19 protein-coding genes and 2 pseudogenes are annotated in these 17,700 nt (G+C 40.6%); 19 read left to right on the top strand and 2 right to left on the bottom strand.

What is annotated here, in order from left to right; genetic code table 11:
- Window positions 1-212 precede the first annotated feature (212 nt).
- The 7 genes from WMO62_RS14525 to WMO62_RS14495 all read left to right on the top strand — a co-directional run bounded on the left by WMO62_RS14525 (window position 213) and on the right by WMO62_RS14495 (window position 5,406).
- Window positions 213-1,247 carry a transglutaminase domain-containing protein gene (locus tag WMO62_RS14525; protein ID WP_349145117.1) on the top strand — a complete coding sequence of 345 codons (1,035 nt, stop codon included), beginning with the start codon at window positions 213-215 and terminating at the stop codon, window positions 1,245-1,247.
- A 9-nt stretch (window positions 1,248-1,256) separates the two neighbouring features.
- Window positions 1,257-1,880 (top strand): DUF4317 family protein, encoded by a 624-nt coding sequence (locus tag WMO62_RS14520; protein ID WP_349145116.1) that lies wholly within the window; start codon window positions 1,257-1,259, stop codon window positions 1,878-1,880.
- A 50-nt stretch (window positions 1,881-1,930) separates the two neighbouring features.
- On the top strand, window positions 1,931-2,185 hold the full coding sequence (locus WMO62_RS14515; RefSeq protein WP_349145115.1) for a hypothetical protein: 255 nt from the start codon (window positions 1,931-1,933) through the stop codon (window positions 2,183-2,185).
- A 267-nt stretch (window positions 2,186-2,452) separates the two neighbouring features.
- The gene (locus tag WMO62_RS14510) at window positions 2,453-2,944 is read left to right on the top strand and encodes a hypothetical protein (RefSeq protein ID WP_349145114.1); all 492 of its coding nucleotides are present in this window, start codon (window positions 2,453-2,455) and stop codon (window positions 2,942-2,944) included.
- A 74-nt stretch (window positions 2,945-3,018) separates the two neighbouring features.
- On the top strand, window positions 3,019-3,516 hold the full coding sequence (locus WMO62_RS14505) for a nitroreductase family protein (protein WP_349145113.1): 498 nt from the start codon (window positions 3,019-3,021) through the stop codon (window positions 3,514-3,516).
- Between the two features lie 56 nt (window positions 3,517-3,572).
- Window positions 3,573-4,385 carry an AAA family ATPase gene (locus tag WMO62_RS14500; protein ID WP_349145112.1) on the top strand — a complete coding sequence of 271 codons (813 nt, stop codon included), beginning with the start codon at window positions 3,573-3,575 and terminating at the stop codon, window positions 4,383-4,385.
- Between the two features lie 67 nt (window positions 4,386-4,452).
- Window positions 4,453-5,406, top strand: a complete 954-nt coding sequence (locus tag WMO62_RS14495; RefSeq protein WP_349145111.1) for an ADP-ribosylglycohydrolase family protein — start codon at window positions 4,453-4,455, stop codon at window positions 5,404-5,406.
- 375 nt (window positions 5,407-5,781) lie between these two features.
- Here the strand turns inward: WMO62_RS14495 and WMO62_RS14490 are convergent, their stop codons facing one another.
- Window positions 5,782-6,678: a LysR family transcriptional regulator gene (locus tag WMO62_RS14490; RefSeq protein WP_349145110.1), complete on the bottom strand. Its 897-nt coding sequence runs from the start codon at window positions 6,676-6,678 to the stop codon at window positions 5,782-5,784.
- A gap of 125 nt (window positions 6,679-6,803) precedes the next feature.
- On the opposite strand from WMO62_RS14490, the gene WMO62_RS14485 reads away from it, so the two are divergent.
- From WMO62_RS14485 to WMO62_RS14460, 6 genes and pseudogenes are all read left to right on the top strand, one after another.
- The gene (locus tag WMO62_RS14485) at window positions 6,804-7,565 is read left to right on the top strand and encodes a DUF4866 domain-containing protein (RefSeq protein ID WP_349145109.1); all 762 of its coding nucleotides are present in this window, start codon (window positions 6,804-6,806) and stop codon (window positions 7,563-7,565) included.
- The gene (locus WMO62_RS14480; RefSeq protein WP_349145108.1) at window positions 7,552-8,892 is read left to right on the top strand and encodes a threonine/serine exporter family protein; all 1,341 of its coding nucleotides are present in this window, start codon (window positions 7,552-7,554) and stop codon (window positions 8,890-8,892) included. The genes WMO62_RS14485 and WMO62_RS14480 overlap by 14 nt, the downstream gene beginning before the upstream one ends.
- 55 nt (window positions 8,893-8,947) lie before the next feature.
- Complete coding sequence (locus tag WMO62_RS14475; RefSeq protein WP_349145107.1) at window positions 8,948-10,249, top strand: adenylosuccinate synthase; 1,302 nt, start codon at window positions 8,948-8,950, stop codon at window positions 10,247-10,249.
- Window positions 10,246-11,203 (top strand): annotated as a pseudogene (gene pyrB / locus WMO62_RS14470) (aspartate carbamoyltransferase). The gene WMO62_RS14475 and the pseudogene pyrB overlap by 4 nt, the downstream one beginning before the upstream one ends.
- Window positions 11,204-11,570: 367 nt before the next feature.
- Window positions 11,571-11,924 carry a hypothetical protein gene (locus WMO62_RS14465; RefSeq protein ID WP_349145106.1) on the top strand — a complete coding sequence of 118 codons (354 nt, stop codon included), beginning with the start codon at window positions 11,571-11,573 and terminating at the stop codon, window positions 11,922-11,924.
- A gap of 260 nt (window positions 11,925-12,184) precedes the next feature.
- On the top strand, window positions 12,185-12,466 hold the full coding sequence (locus WMO62_RS14460; RefSeq protein ID WP_349145118.1) for a DUF4885 family protein: 282 nt from the start codon (window positions 12,185-12,187) through the stop codon (window positions 12,464-12,466).
- 323 nt (window positions 12,467-12,789) lie between these two features.
- Here WMO62_RS14460 and WMO62_RS14455 read toward each other — a convergent pair.
- A pseudogene (locus WMO62_RS14455) lies at window positions 12,790-13,028 on the bottom strand (DUF6061 family protein).
- Between the two features lie 333 nt (window positions 13,029-13,361).
- On the opposite strand from WMO62_RS14455, the gene WMO62_RS14450 reads away from it, so the two are divergent.
- The 6 genes from WMO62_RS14450 (at window position 13,362) to WMO62_RS14425 (ending at window position 17,647) form a co-directional block, all read left to right on the top strand.
- Complete coding sequence (locus WMO62_RS14450) at window positions 13,362-14,021, top strand: DUF1638 domain-containing protein (RefSeq protein WP_349145105.1); 660 nt, start codon at window positions 13,362-13,364, stop codon at window positions 14,019-14,021.
- A 146-nt stretch (window positions 14,022-14,167) separates the two neighbouring features.
- The gene (locus WMO62_RS14445; RefSeq protein WP_349145104.1) at window positions 14,168-14,611 is read left to right on the top strand and encodes a DUF2115 family protein; all 444 of its coding nucleotides are present in this window, start codon (window positions 14,168-14,170) and stop codon (window positions 14,609-14,611) included.
- Window positions 14,612-14,800: 189 nt separating this feature from the next.
- Entirely contained in the window at window positions 14,801-15,187 is a 387-nt protein-coding gene (locus WMO62_RS14440; RefSeq protein ID WP_349145103.1) for a zinc-ribbon domain-containing protein, read from the top strand.
- 297 nt (window positions 15,188-15,484) lie between these two features.
- A complete protein-coding gene (locus tag WMO62_RS14435; protein ID WP_349145102.1) occupies window positions 15,485-16,558 on the top strand; it encodes a ribonuclease III domain-containing protein in 1,074 nt (357 codons plus the stop codon).
- A 3-nt stretch (window positions 16,559-16,561) separates the two neighbouring features.
- Window positions 16,562-16,738 (top strand): hypothetical protein, encoded by a 177-nt coding sequence (locus tag WMO62_RS14430; RefSeq protein ID WP_349145101.1) that lies wholly within the window; start codon window positions 16,562-16,564, stop codon window positions 16,736-16,738.
- Window positions 16,739-16,972: 234 nt separating this feature from the next.
- Window positions 16,973-17,647, top strand: a complete 675-nt coding sequence (locus WMO62_RS14425) for a TIGR00266 family protein (RefSeq protein ID WP_349145100.1) — start codon at window positions 16,973-16,975, stop codon at window positions 17,645-17,647.
- The last annotated feature ends 53 nt before the right edge of the window (window positions 17,648-17,700 follow it).

Below are 17,700 nucleotides of genomic sequence, written 5' to 3'. Positions count from 1 at the left end.
TTACAAAATTGCATAATGAACGCAAATGTAAGTATGTACCGAAGGCTATTTCGGGAATTAACGACTGTGGAGTGTACTAGAACTTGTGAGTAGTGAGTTACTCGTAACCACAAAAGCATACATGGTGAAGCAGTAAGAAGTATCCGTGAGGACTTCAATTTCTCGATGTGATTGAGTATGTTCAAACACATTTTGAGTGGCAGTACAAACGAATGGAAGCTTATTATTTTCAACAGCTTAATAAAGAACAACAGCATATTTATCATGCCATCCTGAAGGGTGTGCAGAATCTGGAAAATGAATTCCTTGTCCCTGCCTGTGACAGGGAGATGCTTTACAACCTGTTTTTTCGGATGCGTCTGGATCATCCGGAGATTTTCTGGTTGACGGGATTTCGGTATAAATACTATCAGAATTCGCCGAATTTTATCTTTATTCCGGAGTATCTGTTTAAGAAAGAGAAGATCATTGAACACCAGAAAGCGATGAATGCGCGGGTGGAAAAGCTGGTTCGCCCGGCCATGAAGCTCTCTGAATGGGAGAAGGAGAAATACGTTCACGATTTTATCTGTGAAAATGTATGCTATGACAAGCTGAAAAAGCCATATTCCCATGAGATCATCGGTCCCTTGGGACAGGGTGTGGGCGTCTGCGAGGGAATTGCAAAGGCAGTGAAGATTCTGCTGGATGCACTTGGAGTGTGGTGCGTGATCGCTCTCTGCGGCAATAATCCGGAGAAAGGGATCAAATACCGGCATACCTGGAATATTGTCAAAATCGGAGGTGTTACTTATCATTTGGATGCCACCTTTGATAATACATTAGGAAAAGACAACATAAGCGGCGAGATTCGCTATGATTACTTTAATCTGCCAGACAAGCAGATCTTTCGGGATCATGAACCATTGATCGCACCGGCTCCAGCCTGTACAGATGGCGACCGTTTTTATTACAAGGACAAGAAGTTATCCTTCACCAAGGTGGAAGAGGTTTACAAACGGTCTCTTCAGGCAGCAAAAAAGGGAAAAGTGCTGACCTATCACTGGAGAGGTGGTTATCTGACCCGGGAAATGTTGCAGGTGCTGGTAGACAATATGAGAAGAGCGGGAAGTGAGAAGAATAAGACAATGCTTCTGCAGATCAACTGGCCGCAGGCGGTGGTTCGCGTACAATATCAGGAACTTCAGGTGGAAGAATCGATCCAGATGGAAGATGCAAATATTTCTGAACAATATGACGTAGAGTAGGAGAGCGAGATGATTGATCGTGATGATATGTTGGAGCTTACCAGGAGAATGACATTAACAAGGAACTGCTTTGACAGAATCGCAGGTGCCTATGTGGATGAAACGGGAGAAGTGGAAGATACCTTCAATATCCATTTTGGTAAGCTGTCCGCTTCAGAAAAAACAAGAAACCTGGCGATTGCTAAAACAATTCCTTTTGCACAGGCCAATGTGCAGTTAAAAGAACATTTGTTCCCTAATAAATCAGAAGGCAAATACAGTATCAAACAGCTACTGAAAGCGATTCAGGAATGTGGTCTGAAGAACGATGCGCTGATGGATATTTTATATGAACAACTTGCGGATGGATATGCGGTAACTGATCGTTTTTGTATCTATATTTTTCATGGTACTTATGATGTGCCTTTGAAAGCAAAGGATAAAGAAAGCCTGCATGAGTCAGAAATCGTCTATGATTTTATCATTGGAACCATATGTCTGATGAAGGACACTTACGAACCGTCGGATCCCGTATTTGGGTTTCTGTATCCGGCATTTGATGACCGTATGCCAGATACAGAGAAAATCGATATTTTCCATGTGGATCCTGAAAATGAAGAACAAGGTCTGCTACATAAATTATTGAATGCGTAATAGGGCAGATAAATATAAAGATTGCATACTTTCTAATTTGTGTAATTTCTTTGATTAACACCTTGTCCATGTTTGTTGAAGAAAAGAAAGAGGATGTGACTTTCAGGGAGACAGGGACGGCTTATGAAACAAAAGATGACTCTCTTGTGGCAGAATACGAGGCAGAACTAGAGAGGCTGAAAATCCAGGTGGAAAAAGATATGGGAGATCACAGGAAAAATACGCAGAACAGACAGGAGCCGGATCCAACTGGTGAGGATCTGGAGACGCCTCTGCTGCAGGAATCGGATCAAAATTTTTTGTAGAGGACATATGGAATTGAAGTCTACAAGTTACATAAAAGTAAGGTTCTAATGCCGGAAAAGAAGGATGTAATTGATACATTTGAGCGTTATGCAAACACTCTTGTCCGGTTATACCGGGAAGCATTAGAGGATAACCTCTCTTTGACTGACACGATCCGGACCGAATACGATAGTTCCCTTCAGCATAAGGACGCAATTATCCAGGAATTAAAAGAGCAGATCAATACTGTCAATAAGGAGAAGGAGAAAGCGCTTTCAGAAGTAAAAATGGCTGCTGCAGAAAAGGACCGTATAAGCAAATACATTATTTCTCTAAAAGATGATTACGAATCTAAATTGGATGGGTATGAGGATATCCTAAAAGACAAAGAGGAATTAAATGATGCACTGCGGGAAAAGAACAGCCAATTGAATTCTAAATTGGAAGCGATGTCTGGTGATAAAAAGGCTCTCAACGCGCTTCAGTCTGAATTTTCAGATCTGACTGCGAAATATGATGCTGCTATCAAAGACAAAGAATCTGCAGAGTCCGCTTTGGCAAAAGCTTGTGCTGATCACAAGAAGGCAGAATCTGATCATGCAAAGGAGCTGGAACACTGCAAGAGCGAACTGCAGTTGGCCCATGAAAAAGCGATTCTTGAACTTGAACAAAAATACCAGGCCACCATCCAGAAGTTGAAAGAAGAAAAACAGGCTGAGATCGATAAATATCAGCAAAAATATTTTGACCTTCTGGAAAAAACATCTTCTAAAAAATAACAATATCTGAGTAGAAACTTAAAGGTTCTCGAAACACAAGAGACCAACATTACACGAAAGGAGCCCCCTTCATTATGAATCCTATTTATCACCGCGTAAGCATACGAAAATACCAGGAGCGACCTGTTGAAAATGAGAAGATCCTTCAGATCTTAAAGGCTGGCATGCAGGCCCCCAGTGCCTGTAATCAGCAGCCATGGGAATTCTATGTCGTAACAGATAAAGAGAAAATCGGACTCTTATCGCAAACCACTCCTTATGCTGGATGTGCTGCAGGTGCCCCGGTAGTAATCATTCCTGTATACAGAACAGAATCCCTTCCGGCTCCTTCGATGATACCGATTGATATGGGGCTTTCATTGGAAAATATCTGGCTGGAGACAGATGCTCTGGGGCTTGGTGGTGTTTGTATCGGTATTTCTCCTGTTCCAGAGTTTATGGAACCTGTTTGCAGAATCTTACAACTTCCTGATAATCTGAAACCGTTTTGCTTATTTCCCCTTGGATATCCATCGGAAGAAAGACCGCAGCAAGACCGGTTTGAACTGAATCGCATCCACTTTGTTGAGTGATCTGCAAATCATACGGCATCTTAAAGCTTGATACCTCTGTAAAGGAGAGCATATCTGTGATATATTTGAGTTCTTTTAAACTCAGTGATAAAAAAGTAAATAATCCTAACATCTACCCTTATAATGTGTTCCGGGGCAAATATATCGATGCTTTTGTATTTTCTCCTATCACAGTTTTGTATGGCAACAATGGTTCTGGTAAGTCAACAATTTTGAACATTATAGCAAATTGTCTTAAGATCAAAGGGAAAGAGTACGCCACAAGTAATTCTTATGGCATCGTAGACTATTGTGGTTCATTTTCAGCCGAATGCCTTTATAGCCTCGGTGAAGACGATGACGGTAGACAGCTCAAAATTCCTGAGAATAGCCGCTATATCAAAAGCGAAGACATCTTATATGAGATAAAGAAAATCCAGCAAAAGCAGATCCTGTCAGAAGGCATGGAATACGATTATGTAAAAAAGGGGATGTCTCTAACAGACGCGAGAAAGTATCTGGCTTCAAGAGAAGGCAGCAAGCAGGAATCCTACATCCTTTTTGCCCAGGAAAAGTACTCAAATGGAGAGACGTCTCTTCATTATTTTAAAGAATATTTACAGCCAGATGCCTTATACTTATTGGATGAACCAGAAGTATCCCTTTCGCCAGCAAATCAGGTTCTTCTGGCAGAAGAGATCAATAAACTGGCACGATTATTGCAATGCCAGTTTATCATCGCCACACATTCCCCTTTTATGCTAGGAACTCTACATGCAAAAATATATAATCTCGATACAAAAGATTATGAAGTGTCCAAATGGAGCGATCTGGATAATGTGCGCTATTTTTATGATTTCTTCAAGAAACATGAAAATGAATTCACATAGCTTTTCAGCTATACAATATATACTGCCGCTTGTAAATATACAGAAGTGAGACAGGAGATGTATTTTAATGGGACAAAACATTTGGAAAGATGGAATAATAGGCCTTATGGTCGGTGATGCACTTGGGGTTCCTGTTGAATTTTCCAGCAGAGAAGATCGTGAGCATGATCCTGTGATTGGGATGCGCGCTTATGGAACGCATAATCAGCCGGTCGGCACCTGGTCAGACGATAGCAGTATGACACTTGCTACTTTGGACAGTATCAAACAAAAAGGCAAAATCGATTATAAGGATATTATGGACAAATTCACGGAATGGTGTCTATATGCGGATTATACACCATTCCAAGAGGTATTTGATATTGGAGTCGCAACTTCCAGAGCAATCATTCAATACGGAAAAGGAACAGACCCTATTGACTGTGGAGGTAAAACAGAATGGGATAATGGAAACGGATCTCTTATGAGAATCCTTCCTGTCTGTTTGTATCTATACAACCGTCAGAAAATGATATGTACTTCAGAAAATGAAAGTATATACCTGATCCATAATGTTTCCGCCCTTACACATGCACATCTTCGCAGTCAGATTGCCTGTGGCATTTACTATTTTATGGTAAAATCAGTTCTTTCTAGAGAAGGAGATCTGCTTGCAAAACTTCAGTGGGGAATTGACGCAGCTTGTCAGTATTACCGAAGCGACCTTAACAACTATAAAGAGCTGGGGTATTTTTCCAGATTATTTGATTTGAATGCATTCAGACAACTTTCAAAAGACCAGATCAAAAGCAGCGGATACGTAGTTGATACATTAGAAGCTGTGACCTGGTGTTTGATAACTACAACATCATATAAAGAAGCCGTACTGCAGGCAGTGAATCTTGGAGATGACACAGACACTGTAGGAGCTATAACCGGAAGCCTGGCTGGATTGTATTATGGCTATAATGAAATTCCAGAACAGTGGATCAAAACATTGCAAAGATTGGAATGGATAGAACAATTATTATGCTATGATTAAGACTCAGCTTAACAAATTCTTTAGGTTACAATCGATGATGGTGTAAACGAAAAAGCAGTTTTGACATTGCAGAGAACTGCCCCTTCGTTTACACCATTTTCGATTTGACCTAATTGAACAAAGTGAGCGTCCGGGTAGCCGCAACCTATGGACTTTCAATTCTTTGTTCCTGTCCATGATTATATATGATTCTCGGTATGAAAGCTACAACATTTTATAAAAAGCAGGTGGATGGCAGCTTGAATGTGACTGTTGGCGTTTCCTTTTTGCTTGCATTGCTTTTTCGCACTTATGGTGTATTGCTTTGCATTCATTATATTTTTTTGAGAACAGATTGTATAATACTTAAAAACATTGCTTGTTCATAGCTATAAACTATGACAAATGATTTTCCAGAATCATTTTCCGGAATTGTCGGGCGGCTGAGTTCAGCGGATGTTGGCAATCGTATAGCATGCATATATTTCTTTCCGGAATGTTTTCTTTTAGTGATATCTGGACAATTTCTCTTTTTTGAATAGAATCATGTGCCATTGCTTCTGGAAGAAAAGCCAGGCCCAGCTCACATTTGACAAGAGGGAGAATCTGATCGGTCGTGGCGGTTTCGGTATCAGGGGCAAGTTCGAGTCCGTGAGAGAGAAAGAGTGCATGATAAAACTGAAACGTCGTTGTTTCACGTCCAAGCGAAATCAGCGGATAGTTTTTTAATTCTGCGAGAGATAATTCCTGGCTGCCGAGTGCGGTAAAAGTTGTACCACCGACAAGGATTTCCTGAAAAGGCTGCAGCATAATCTGTCTGAGTGGTGATTTCACGGAAGCTGGAGTTGAAACAATAGCAAAGTCGATTTTTCCACTTTTTACAGCATCAATGGCCTGTGGGGTGGAGTAATTGTACAGTTTCAGGCGGATGCCGGGATAGGTCATATGAAATGCTTTAAGTTTATTAAAAAGAAAAATATTTAATGCGGTCTCGCTGACACCGATCGCAATGCTTCCATGTGACAGCCCCGTACTATCCGATAACTCCTCTTCTGCGGCAAAAATCTGTGACATTGCAGCGGAAATATGGGTATAAAGTTTTTCCCCTTCCGGGGTAAGCTGAATGCCCCGGTTGGTACGTACAAACAAAGTTGTATTAATCTGCTGCTCCAGACAGTTCATGGCCCTTGTCACATTTGGCTGACTGCTGCCGAGTGTATGTGCGGCTTTGGTAAAGTTGTGGTATTTTGCAACATAATAAAAAATTCGATAGTATTCAAAATTTACATTCATTGATAGAACCCCCTCTGACATATCAAAATATTATTTATAACATATCAATTATAGTTTTTACTTATCCCTAATGCAAAAGTATAATCATAGAAGATGAAAAAAGCAAGAAAGGAAGCGCATGAAGCATGAAGGAACAGACGATTTTTCCACGAGAGGAAAAGGCAGAGTTTTTGTTTCAGAAAATATTAAATGATCATTGGGCATGTGAAAAGTTACAGGAAACATTTTGTAACTGTTTATTTTGCAATGATGATTCGGATACCGGAATTTCTCCGGCAGAATTTTCACTGGCTTTGTTCAATGCGTATACGAACCGGGACCTGTCGGCCTTCCTTATGGGCATATGTCAGAATACATTGTTTGACCTGTTGAGAAATTCATTTCTGATTCCCTATCGTTTTGATGCAGACGGAAAGCAAAATCCGGTCATTATGACGGATGAAAATGGGCAATTACTTCCTGCATACAAAGGCACAGCTCATGAAAAAGAATACCGGCATTTTCATGAGGTATACAAAGATCTCGGCAATCAGAAAAATATATATTTTGCACAGGCATACCGTTACAGCCATGAATATCAGTCGGATTACATGGATGTGAAACAAAAGATTCTTGAAAAAAATATGGGTGTGCTGCTCATTCGTGAACTGCCGGATACCGTAAAGGAGAAGGAGACAGAGGCAGAAGCATATTCTGCCGTGTGGGATCTTATGATTGAGCTGGAAAAGAATCTTCCAATGGCTTACGTATTTTATGGACAGGATTCGCTGGTGGAGAATAACAACCGATATGATGAAATTGGAATTTTCCTTCCGAATTCTATCTTCCTGAAAAATCTCGAACGTCATGTTGCAAAAGCGGAGGAGATCATTTATGGCGAAAAATGATTATATAGAAATCATGGAAAAAAATCATATGGAGATTCCGTGGCACGATTATACAGAGAATGACAGTGAAGTGCTGATTCAGCAGGCAGGACTGATTGAAAAGGCATCGGTTGTCGGCCGGGTTGGTCTGATTATGCTTTCCTGTGGAACCGGAGCATGGCGTGTGCGGACTTCTATGAACAGGCTTTCCAAGGAACTTGGAGTAACCTGTACAGTGGATGTGGGACTGATGTCCATAGAGTTTAATTGTTTTGATGGAAAAGAGTGTGTTTCACAGTCTCTTAGTATTGCAAATACCGGAGTAAATACTTCCAAGCTTTATCGGATGGAACAGTTTGTAAATAGTTTTCCATCTCAGGAAGCGCATTTGACCGGAGAAGAAATCCATAAGCGGCTGGATGAAATCGAGCAGATCCATGAACTCTATTCTCCGGTAAAACTCGGATTGGCAGCGGCACTTGCATGTTGTGGATTTACATTTCTGCTGGGTGGTGGCCCGGTGGAGATGATATTTGCATTTATTGCCGCTGGTGTTGGTAACCTTATCCGGATGAAGCTGATCAAACATCATTACACATTGTTTTTAAACATTGCGGTATCTATTTCAGCTGCATGTCTGACGTATGCTGTCTGTCTGCATATGGCAGAGCTGTTGTTACACGTTTCCGCAGTGCATGAGGCCGGATATATCTGTTCCATGTTGTTTATTATTCCGGGATTTCCGTTTATCACAAGTGGAATTGACTTGGCAAAGCTGGATTTGCGATCTGGTCTGGAGCGGCTTACCTATTCCATTATTATTGTTCTGGTTGCAACGATGTTTGCATGGATCATGGCACTTTTGTTAAAGCTTCAGCCACAGGATTTTGTAGCTTTGCATCTAGGAAGTATGATGCATCTGGTTTTACGTCTGATCGCAAGTTTTTGCGGAGTATTTGGATTCTCGATTATGTTTAACAGTCCAGTCTATATAGCAGCAACGGCGGCATGTATCGGTGCCGTTGCAAATACATTGCGGCTGGAACTGGTCGATTATACAGGGATGCCATCTGCGGCAGCAGCTTTCATAGGAGCACTGACTGCAGGTCTGCTTGCATCCACCATAAAGAGAAATCATGGATATCCGAGAATTTCACTGACAGTGCCATCCATTGTAATTATGGTGCCAGGATTATATTTGTATCGTGCGATTTATAATTTTGGAATTATGTCACTAACAGAGGCAGTTTTGTGGTTTGCAGCAGCGATCATGATTATTGTATCGTTACCGCTTGGACTTATTTTTGCGAGAATACTTACCGACCGGACATTCCGGTATTGCTCATAACAGATTATGCATGGGTTTATGTTCAAAGACAGTGTCAATAGAAGGAGGATAAAATATGCTTACAGCTGTAACAGGAATTAACTGGGGAGACGAAGGAAAAGGTCGTGTGATCGATCTGCTTGCGGAGAATGCAGATGTTGTTGTCCGCTATCAGGGCGGCAATAACGCTGGTCATACAGTGGTTGCCAAACAGCAGAAATTTGTCTTAAATCTGCTGCCATCCGGTATTCTGCATGAGAATGTAATATGCGTACTCGGCGATGGTATGGTGGTAGACCTGGAACATCTGACAAACGAAATTGCACAGATCAGGGAAAAAGGTGTTGTGGTCACACCAAACAACTTAAAACTTTCCAAACGGGCAACAATCTCTATGCCTTGGCACAAAATTCAGGATGAACTCGAAGAAACACGTCTTGCAAAAACAGGAGCAGCGTTTGGTTCCACAAAAAGAGGCATTGCCTATGCATACAGTGACAAATACAGAAAGAAGACACTGCGTCTTGGGGATCTGCTTCATCTAAAAGAGGAATCCGTACAGAATCGTTTGAAAATGATGCTCGAGGCAAAGAATCTGGAGCTTGCAGGATGCTATTATCAGGAACCGATGTCCTATCCGGCACTGCTTTCCTGGTGTGAAGCTCAGGCAGCAGAGTTATGGCCATATATAGTAGACACAGGTGCTTATCTCGAGGAAGCATTAAAGGAAGGAAAACGTGTTGTTTTAGAGGCACAGCTTGGAGCTATGCGGGATATTGATTATGGCATTTTTCCATATACGTCAAGTTCTTCAACGATTTCTGCCTACGGTCCGATAGGGGCGGGGATACCGGGAAAGCAACTGGACCATGTCGTTGGTGTACTGAAAGCTTATTCAACCTGTGTAGGTGCAGGGCCATTTACAGCAGAAAAAGCCATGCCAGAATCCTGGATGGAACTTTTGCGCAAGTTTGGCGGAGAATATGGTGCTGCCACAGGACGTCCGCGCCGTGTAGGACCGTTTGATGCAGTTGCAAGCCGGTATGGATTAAAGTGTCAGAACGCGGACAAGATTGCATTAACTAAGCTTGATGTGCTCAGTATGATGAAAGAAATCCCTGTGATTGTAGGTTACAAAAAGGGAAATCAGGAAGTGACGGATTTTGATCCGATAGAGGATCTAGAAGAATATGTACCAACTGTGAGAATGCTTCCCGGCTGGCAGACAGACATCAGCGGTTGCGTAACCTATGATGAACTGCCGGATGCAGCCAAAACGTATGTAGAGACGTTAGAGGATCTTCTGCAGCATGAAATACAGTTCATATCCGTAGGTGCAGAGAGAAGTCAGTATTTAACAAAAGGAGAGTGGTTATGAGACATTTGATAAGTCCTTTGGATTTTACAGTAGAAGAAACGTATGAAGTGCTGGATTTCGCAGACAGGATTGCTGCAAATCCCAAAAGCTTATGCACATGCAGCAGACGGCAGACAGCTTGCAACACTTTTTTACGAGCCAAGTACCAGAACGAGGCTTTCTTTTGAATCGGCAATGCTCAGTCTTGGTGGACAGACGATTGGATTCGCAGGGGCGGACCAATCGAGCGTTTCCAAAGGGGAGACAATTGCGGATACGGTAAGGGTCGTTAGTTGTTATGCAGATATCATTGTCATGCGCCATCCGAAGGAAGGGGCACCGCTTTGTGCGTCCATGTATTCGAAAATCCCGGTCATTAATGCCGGGGATGGCGGACATAATCACCCAACACAGACTTTGATCGATCTGATGACTATTCGCCAGAGACTTGGTAGACTCGACAATCTGACCATCGGTTTCTGCGGAGATTTGAAGTTCGGAAGAACGGTGCACTCGCTAGTAAAGAGCCTGGTGCGCCATACAGGAAATAAATTCTATTTTATCTCGCCGGAAGAACTCAGAATCCCAGATTATCTTGTGGATGAAACATTAGAGCCGACGCATACGCCGTATGAGGAAGTATCCAGTCTGGAAGATAGCCTTCCCAAGCTGGATGTTCTTTATATGACGAGAGTACAGAAAGAACGTTTTTTCAATGAAGAGGATTATATCCGTCTGAAAGATACTTATATTCTCAATCGGGAAAAACTGCATCTGGCAAAGGAAGATATGCCGGTACTGCATCCGCTGCCACGTGTTGATGAGATTGCTTACGATGTGGATGGTGACAGCAGAGCGGCTTATTTTCAGCAGGTACAGAACGGAAAATATATGCGAATGGCATTGATTTTATCTTTGCTCGGGATCGAAGATCCGCAGACAGGAGAAAAAATTCTAGAATTAGGAGAATCCTAAGACAGGTGATAACAATATGAAGATAAATATAGGAAACCATGAGTTCACAGAATTATGGGATGGCGTTTTATACAAAGCCTTATCAGATTATCCGAACGTAAGTGATAATGAAATGAAGGACATTACGATGGCTTTTTACCGGTTAAGGTAAAAGATGAAGTGAAGCTGGCTAATTATGTGCATATGATTGTCATTCCGTCTGAATACAAGGATCAAATAATGAAAGTTATGCCAGAACAGTTGTCAGACAGAGCGTTTTGCCTGAGTCATGATAAGCTGGATGTATGGCAGTGGTCAGAAAAGGTATATTCCTTTGTGCGCGATATGGCAAAAAGTAATGTAAATTAGATGGATGAAGAAAAAAGATATGAAGAATAAGTCACTTTTGATGATTTCTGTAATTATGGTATGTTCATTGACCGCATGTGGGCAGCAGGAAACCGGAATTATGACTAAAACCGGAAACAGTACAGAGCAGGTCGTTGCGAGCGGAGATAATAGTGAGCTTGCAACAGCAGAAGATAATAATATGGAGCAAACAGAGGCGAAGGAACAAGAGGTAGTACAGCTCACGGATGAACCGTCAATGGATGATTCAAGTTCATCAACTGAAAATTCGAGAATAAGGATAATTGGCCGGATGTCGAAGAACTGGTTAATCAAAGGGGTGATGAGACTACGGTCTATTTACTGGCAGATGGTCGCTATATGGATCGCATAAATGCTGTTTATATTTATGATGGAAAGACAATTCCAAAGTCAAAGATTTCCTGAGTAATATGTCTGTATTTACACGATGGTATTCGTATGAAACAGGAGTCAATGACAGATTCGGTGATTATTAAGATAGTGAATCTGACTGATACAGAGCGTAGGATTGCATATAATTATGAGATGCAGATGTGCCGGACAGGAAAAATAAATGGCGTAAATTCGCAGATTTCAAATATTTTAAAGTAGGCTGGTGTCGATACATCTTCTATTACGATAGATTGTACTTTTACTGTCGATCCATACAGTTATGAGATAACGGTAGATGGCGTGGATGAAGAAACAAAGGTGTTGATGCAGAATGCTTTAAATGTAAGTAATAATGGGAAAAATCTCTATAAGCATATCTATTATTGCTCAACACAAGATGGCTGTGAGAGTTCTCAAGTAACAGAGGAATCAAAGATGAAATACGAAGCATATCATCAGGTTTATAGTTATACAGGATATGAATTAGACAAACTTGAACCAGTTGATTACATACCAGTATGAAACTAATGATGTATCAGTATAAAATTAGGAGCTTTAGATAAATATCACAAGGGAAAAAGTTTTCAAAAACTTCTGGTAACTCTTTGAAATACGTATCATATCAATAGATACGATAATAAATTATTTTTGTATTTGTTGATAACAGGTTTATATTGGAAAAATTGTAAATTTATTTTCTATGTAAATTTCATTTTTGTAGGGCTGGCATTAGACCAGCCCTTGATTTCATTATAATGGATAAAAAGATATTGAATATATGCACGGTAAAATGACTATTCTCAATAACGATGTTGAAAAAAGTAACTTTAGTGCTGTTGAAAAAATCACCATAGTTCTAATGAATCTTCTGCATCAACCAATATCTGCATTGTTCCATCAAGATATAATTTTGCATATTCCAGCGGTTTATCAATAGCAAGTGCATTTAATGCACAATCTGATCCGGATGTTGTTTTTAAATTCTTTTCTGTTTCCCACAGTCAATGCGGAGCATATAGCCAGCACTGGTATATACATCAATGCTGTTTCTGTGTGGATTGTATTCTGCAAATATCGTTCTCATCGTATCAAATCTCCTTATCGTTCTGTCAATCATTTGTAATAAAATTAGAAGCATTTTAATCAGTTCACCATGTCACTTTTATTTTGTGTTATACTGTTTTATAGATTTTTCTTGCCCTTGTATTTGCCCTTATCAGAGTTCGTAAACACTGGTGGGACGATATAACACAAGGGAAACAATAAGGGAAAACTCACCTGTGACAAATCCAGTGTTTTCAAGGGTTTGCGGAGAATTTAATAACAAAATATAACAGTTATTAAATCTCTTAAAACAGGTGAAATCTCAATTGGTATTTGACGGAGGAGTATCTAAAACCATATTAGGAGATCATACATGAACACTGTCATTTTATCTTGTGAATCTTTGGAAGTTTATGTAGCTGCGGCACAGAAAACGGCTGGTACAACATATCCTGTAATCTGGCTGAAGCAAAAATATCATGAAGAGCCTGCTGTCATGCGTTCACATATTCTGGAAACCATTGCCTCTCTTCCGAAGGAAGTGGATACTGTTTTGGTTGCCATGGGCTTCTGCGGCGGGTCTTGGGATGCGGTGACTGCAGATCGCAGAATTGTCCTGCCCCGAGTGGATGACTGCATTTCTTTGCTACTCCATACGGACGATGTCTACCACCCAAACTTAAAGCAGATGGGGCATATGTACATGCTGGACGGCGACCCAGACAAATTCTCTCCAGAGTTGATGTTCCAGCAAGCCAGTGAAAAACACGGCACAGAGGAAGCTCGTTACTTGTTTGATATGTGGTTCACAAATTACAGTTATCTGGATATCGTGGATACTGGTATGGCTGATTGCTACAGTGAAGCATTTGTTGAGATGGCTCAGCGCAGTGCAGATTTGATAAAATGCGATTTGGACTATACTGTGGGCAGCAACCACCTGCTGGAAAAGCTGGTAAGTGGTCAGTGGGATGAGCAGTTCCTCATGGCCGAACCTGGACACAAGATCGCGCACAAAGACTTTTTTGAATAGACTTTTCAGAGTATCTACATCACGCCATAGAGGGTTATGGTTTCAATATCTATGTGCTTGCGAAAGCTGCCGGGATAAAGTACAACAACGGCAAAAATACAGTAACATTTTCGTGGACTTGCTTTTGGGTAAGGAGGGGACAAAATATGCAGGTACAGGAATTACAGAATAAACTAATGGAAGCGATAACCACCGATGAATGGAATAGGTTGAAGCACGGTGATTCGTCGCTGATAATCAGTTCTTTTAACAGAGATGTTTTGCTCTCTATGAAAAATGCGCCTGTTGAAAATTTTGAGATAGATATAAAATCTGTCTATAATTTAAAGGAAGCGCTTCAGCGATACTTGGATATATACATGGCTGATTGCCCCATCGGACATAAATGGATTATTATTGCATGTATTTACCTTACTTTTGTGCAGAAACGTCCCATGCACCCTCAGCAAGCAACACACTGGAAATGCATTGCTACTTCTGAAAAGACGAAATATGTATGCCCCTGTAAAGATACAGGAACAAATAGTGTTTGTTCCTACTGTGTTTGCCATAGCGATACAAACAGTCATGTCCTGTTTGACGAGAATTAGCAAATTCCATCGAGCCTGTTTTCGCGAAAAGGGAAGGAGAAACAAACAAATTTCAGTTTGCCAACTTGCCCTTTGAGAGAGGAGAAATCCTTTTCTCAAAGGGTTTTTTCTATTTATACGGATATTCGCAAACTACAAGATGAAGCCAAACTTCATATACTCTAAGCACAAGGAGGTTGAGGTTTGGCTATGAATAACAGTTTAGCAGAAGTACATCCGGAGCTTGTTTCGGAGTGGTCGGAAAAGAATAAGATAAAACCGACAGAAGTTTCTATTGGTTCTCATAAGAAAGTGATTTGGAGATGTGAGAAAGGACACGAGTGGGAAGCTGCTGTTAAGAGCAGCACAATAAATAAAACAGGTTGCCCATATTGTTTCCATAATAAAGTATTGGTAGGATTTAAGCTTCTTACTATGATTGTAGGAGGCGGTATTATATATTATCTTGTCTGCAAGAGATGGTCAGATGTCTTTCTTATGTCTCTGATCTTTGCAGCTATCATGGCTCTTTTGCTGGCTGTCATAACAGTGCAGGATTGGTGTGATATGCTGATTGAAAAAATTGGCGCACTCTGAAATCCGTATACATTAAGGGTTTGAGCATGTCTCGAACCCTTAAATGCTTTTATAATATCTTGTGTTTCTATTTGAAGTGTGTTAATCTTTATTTGAAAAAGGCATAATAAGTTAAATATGAGACATTGTTTATGCATGTTTATCTTTGCTTATGAAAGTGAGCATCGGTAAACTCTCAAGAACAAGGAATCAAATTTAATCTATCATGTCTGGCTTATTCAGCGTACCCGGGATACGTGGATTTTCTGCCAGACTATCTTTATGCCTTTTAGTATAAATACTAGGAGGTCTTTTTTTATGGACGAGAAAGAAATCAAATTTATCCAAGATCAAATTGGATACACGTTCAAAAACCAGGAGCTGCTTGTTCAAGCATTTACTCGTCGCTCCTATTCAATGGAAAATGGAGGACAGGATAATGAGGTCCTTGAATTTATCGGAGACAAGGCATTGGATTTTGTTGTCGTGAAGCAGCTCTCCGAGGAATTCGGCCATTATTCAAAGAAGTATCAGAACTGGGAAAAGTGGGGTAAGACCGAGGAAACGGGAACCTTTATTTCTGATTTGGATGAGGGAGAATTAACTGAGATTAAGAAGCAATTGGTTCAAAAGAACACTCTTGCAGATGCAATCGACAACTTAGGGATAGCCTACTATCTGATAATGGGAAAAGGAGATGTGGAGAAAAACATTCAGGATTCACTATCGGTTAAAGAGGATCTGTTTGAAGCGATTCTTGGTGCGATAGCCTTGGATTCAAATTGGGATATTGAAGCATTACAGGATAGCATGAATGTTATGCTGAATCCAGGCGAGCTCATGTTTGATGAAGACGTAAACTATGTGGCTGAGATACAAGCTTGGTCATCGGCTAATTCAGGAAACATTCCACTTCACTGTTTCTATCCTACTTCCATGCAGGGTACATGGTATATGCCAAGGCATCATATGTGTATATATGGAAAAGCGGAGCAGGATACGCACTTTGCGTGTGAAGTTCAAATACCGGGAATTGATTATCATTTCGTCGGATACGGCAGATCAAAGAATCTGGCCAGGATGGACGCATCGAGATTGGCGTATGAATATCTGAAAGATGAGGATATGCTCTTTTCTATTAGAGATGAGATTGATGATCCGAATTATAATGATTCCATCGGGCAGTTGGAGATCCTTGCCAGAAGAGGCTATTTCTCCATCCCTCAATATGACTTCAAAGAAACACATGACGAAGATGGTAATCCGGTTTGGAATTGTAAATGCTCTATAAAAGAAAAAGATACTGTAACCCATGGAAGATCTTCGTCTAAGAAAGATGCGAAGAAACAGGCAGCATATGATATGCTGACATTTGTTTTGGAGGAGGAATAAGCCATGGCAAAATATACATTCAATTATGATTCCGGCGAATATGAATATATAGAAAGAGACGGCTTCAGTATAGATCGTGGTGAATACGTTTATAACTGGGATGACAGTGAGTATCGCCGCGAGGAAGAAGAGGAAGAAGAGCGTCGCCGGGAAGAACGAAGAATGTGGAATGAGGATTGATCAGAGGGATAATAAATGAATCATGACATTGAGAAAGCATTGGATAATCTTGAAAAAAGGTCACAGGATATTCAACACTATATGAATATTATGAGCAAAGTAAAGACGGTTAACGTTGCCGATGATCAAGATTTTCAGCGGGAATTTGACTTTTTTTACAAGGTTAGATGAAATATGATGTCATTGTACAATGGTATGATATAATGAATGTAATAAAAGAAAAGGAGGTCTATTATGGACTATATAATCAAAGGCGATTCAGATTGTCCTATTGCCGAAATTCATTTACAAACTCATGAAACCGTAAAAATCGAAAGAGGTTCTATGGCTTATATGTCAAATGTTTCTATCGAAGGAAAAATGAACAGCAACAAAAAAGGCCTGGGAGGCGTTCTTGGAGCCATTGGAAGAAGTCTTACAAGTGGAGAAAGCATGTTTATTACAGAAGCTACAGGAACAAGTTCCAACGCCTTTTTAGGCATTGCACCTGCCATTCCAGGTAAAATTACATGTTTAAAAGTACAACCAAATCAACATTACTATTTGAATAACGGTGTCTTTTTAGCTTGCGATGGAAGTGTGTCTTATGAAATGAAATCGCAAAGCGTTGGAAAGGCCTTATTTGGTGGTTCAGGAGGTTTCTTTGTGATGCACACGTTTGGACAAGGTGATGTTATGGTCAGTGCATTTGGGGATATCTTAGAAATTGATGTAGATGAAGATCATCCTATCACGATTGACAATGAACACGTAGTAGCGTGGGATGATTCCTTAAATTATGAGATTAAAGTAGCTTCAGGTACATTTGGCTTTACCACAGGTGAAGGTTTAGTCAATGCTTTCCACGGCAATGGAAAAGTATATATTCAGACACGTAATATACATAATGATATTGTCAATATTGGTTGACACATTTATCTCAAAGATATCATTTCCTATGCAGCCAGGCCCAGAGATTGGTA

Origin of the sequence: Hominiventricola aquisgranensis (assembly GCF_040096225.1) — a bacterium.
Lineage (GTDB): Bacteria > Bacillota > Clostridia > Lachnospirales > Lachnospiraceae > Hominiventricola > Hominiventricola aquisgranensis.
The sequence above is the reverse complement of the archived record's forward strand: the minus strand, read 5'-3'. Positions and strand labels throughout refer to the sequence as shown.

Coding starts and splice junctions, on each gene's coding strand:
- WMO62_RS14525 (WP_349145117.1), top strand. CDS start 213: ATGGAAGCTTATTATTTTCAACAGCTTAATAAAGAACAACAGCATATT.
- WMO62_RS14520 (WP_349145116.1), top strand. CDS start 1,257: ATGATTGATCGTGATGATATGTTGGAGCTTACCAGGAGAATGACATTA.
- WMO62_RS14510 (WP_349145114.1), top strand. CDS start 2,453: ATGGCTGCTGCAGAAAAGGACCGTATAAGCAAATACATTATTTCTCTA.
- WMO62_RS14505 (WP_349145113.1), top strand. CDS start 3,019: ATGAATCCTATTTATCACCGCGTAAGCATACGAAAATACCAGGAGCGA.
- WMO62_RS14495 (WP_349145111.1), top strand. CDS start 4,453: ATGGGACAAAACATTTGGAAAGATGGAATAATAGGCCTTATGGTCGGT.
- WMO62_RS14490 (WP_349145110.1), bottom strand. CDS start 6,678: ATGAATGTAAATTTTGAATACTATCGAATTTTTTATTATGTTGCAAAA.
- WMO62_RS14485 (WP_349145109.1), top strand. CDS start 6,804: ATGAAGGAACAGACGATTTTTCCACGAGAGGAAAAGGCAGAGTTTTTG.
- WMO62_RS14480 (WP_349145108.1), top strand. CDS start 7,552: ATGGCGAAAAATGATTATATAGAAATCATGGAAAAAAATCATATGGAG.
- WMO62_RS14475 (WP_349145107.1), top strand. CDS start 8,948: ATGCTTACAGCTGTAACAGGAATTAACTGGGGAGACGAAGGAAAAGGT.
- WMO62_RS14465 (WP_349145106.1), top strand. CDS start 11,571: ATGAAGAATAAGTCACTTTTGATGATTTCTGTAATTATGGTATGTTCA.
- WMO62_RS14450 (WP_349145105.1), top strand. CDS start 13,362: ATGAACACTGTCATTTTATCTTGTGAATCTTTGGAAGTTTATGTAGCT.
- WMO62_RS14445 (WP_349145104.1), top strand. CDS start 14,168: ATGCAGGTACAGGAATTACAGAATAAACTAATGGAAGCGATAACCACC.
- WMO62_RS14440 (WP_349145103.1), top strand. CDS start 14,801: ATGAATAACAGTTTAGCAGAAGTACATCCGGAGCTTGTTTCGGAGTGG.
- WMO62_RS14435 (WP_349145102.1), top strand. CDS start 15,485: ATGGACGAGAAAGAAATCAAATTTATCCAAGATCAAATTGGATACACG.
- WMO62_RS14430 (WP_349145101.1), top strand. CDS start 16,562: ATGGCAAAATATACATTCAATTATGATTCCGGCGAATATGAATATATA.
- WMO62_RS14425 (WP_349145100.1), top strand. CDS start 16,973: ATGGACTATATAATCAAAGGCGATTCAGATTGTCCTATTGCCGAAATT.